The organism is Kineococcus glutinatus (assembly GCF_039542765.1).
GTDB classification, from domain to species: Bacteria; Actinomycetota; Actinomycetes; order Actinomycetales; family Kineococcaceae; genus Kineococcus_A; species Kineococcus_A glutinatus.
Map to the genome: position 1 here is coordinate 1 of NZ_BAABIL010000770.1, position 1,680 is coordinate 1,680.

Sequence of the window (1,680 nt, forward strand, 5' to 3'; positions counted from 1 at the left end):
CTCGGCGCGGCGCGCGGCCGGCAGGGAGTAGCGCTGCAGCGCAGCCGGTGCCCAGCCGCGCGCGAGGTCGCGGGCGCGCAGCTGCCGGCGCAGGTCGTCCAGGCTCACGACCAGCCCCGCGTCGAACCCGGCGGCGACGAGCGCGCGCCGGACGGTCGTCTTGCCGCTGCCCGCGGCCCCCACGAGGACGACGACCGCGGGCGCCGGGAGCGGCGGCAGCACCCCGCGCACCGGCCCGCCTCAGCCGGTCGTCGTGCCGAACAGCAGGCCGAGGCAGTACGTGACGGCCGCCGCGCCGTAGCCGATCGCGAGCTGCCTGAGCGCCCGGCGCAGCGGTGCCGCCCCGGAGAGCAGGCCGACGACGGCGCCGGTGCCCAGCAGGGCGAGGCCGACGAGGGCGGCGGCGACCGCGGCGGCCACCGTGCCCGTCAGCCCCAGCAGGTACGGCAGCACCGGCACGACGGCGCCGGAGGCGAAGAACGCGAAGCTGGACAGCGCCGCCCCCGCGCCCGTGCCGACCGCCTCGTGCTCGTCGACGCCCTCGGGGGCCGCCGAGGCCGAGGCCAGGTGGTGGTCGCGCAGCACCGTCGCCGCGTGTGCCTGCGCCTCCTGCGGCGACATCCCGCGCGCCCGGTACACCAGGGCGAGCTCGTTCGCGTCGACGTCGAGGTGGGGCACCGCCGCCTGCGCCTGCGGGTCGGGGTTCGACGCCTCCAGCAGCTCCCGCTGCGAGCGCACCGACACGAACTCCCCGGCGCCCATGGACAGCGCCCCGGCCAGCAGCCCGGCCACGCCCGCCAGCAGCACCGTGCGGTTGCCGGCGCCGGCGGCGGCCATCCCCAGCACCAGGGACAGGTTGCTCACCAGGCCGTCGTTGGCGCCGAACACCGCCGCCCGGAAGGTGCCCGAGAGGCGGTTGCGCCCGCGGATCGCCAGGCCGCGCACCACCTCCCCGTGGATGCGCTCGTCGGCGGCCATCGCCTCGGTCGCGTCGGTGTCCCCCTCGTAGGGGGAGCGGGCCTCGGCGCGCTGGACGAGGGCGAGGACGAAGACGAAGCCGAAGTGCCGGGCGAGCCAGCCCAGCACCCGGGTGCGCAGCCCGTGGCGGGGCGGCCGCCCGGCGCGCTCGCCGAGCAGCGCCTCCCAGTGCGCGGCGTGGCGGTCCTCGGCCTCGGCGAGGGCCAGCAGGATCTCCCGCTCCTCCCCGCCGCGGCGGGCCGCGAGGTCGCGGTAGACGGCGGCCTCGGCCCGCTCGTCGGCGAGGTAGCGCCGCCAGCGGCGCAGCTCGGCGGCGCCCGGCCCGCCGGTGTGCGGGGGTGGGGGCAGCGCGGGGGGCATGGCGAACTCCTCGGGCGCGTCGCCGGCGGCGGGATACCCGGTCATGCTCGCACGCCCGACCGGGCCCGGCCTGGCCCGACCCGCGTGGCGCGCGAGCGCGGACGCAGCTCAGGAACCGGTTTCCGGTAGGTTCGGCCCATGCGTGCCGACGATGCCGCCCCCACGTACACCAACCCGGTCCTCGACGCCGACTGGCCGGACCCCGACGCCATCCGGGTGGGCGAGGACTACTACCTCGTGGCCTCGAGCTTCAACCGCTCGCCCGGCCTGCCCGTCCTGCACAGCCGGGACCTGGTGAACTGGCGGCTCCTCGCCCACGCGCTGCCCCGGCTGCACCCGGCG

The 1,680-nt window shown here is 78.5% G+C and carries 3 protein-coding genes; 1 reads left to right on the plus strand and 2 read right to left on the minus strand.

Translation table 11 applies throughout. The features are described 5' to 3' along the window. Positions 1–222 (minus strand): AAA family ATPase (locus ABEB16_RS21215; RefSeq protein WP_345714166.1); only part of this gene is annotated, 222 nt, incomplete at its 3' end. Between the two features lie 18 nt (positions 223–240). After that, positions 241–1,338 carry a VIT1/CCC1 transporter family protein gene (locus ABEB16_RS21220; RefSeq protein ID WP_345714168.1) on the minus strand — a complete coding sequence of 366 codons (1,098 nt, stop codon included), beginning with the start codon at positions 1,336–1,338 and terminating at the stop codon, positions 241–243. Between the two features lie 138 nt (positions 1,339–1,476). Between ABEB16_RS21220 and ABEB16_RS21225 the strand changes: the two genes are divergently transcribed. After that, on the plus strand, positions 1,477–1,680 hold a 204-nt coding region (locus ABEB16_RS21225), incomplete at its 3' end, for a family 43 glycosylhydrolase (protein WP_345714167.1).

Excerpts from the sequence above, each read along its gene's own strand:
- ABEB16_RS21220 (WP_345714168.1), bottom strand. The coding sequence starts at position 1,338 with ATGCCCCCCGCGCTGCCCCCACCCCCGCACACCGGCGGGCCGGGCGCC.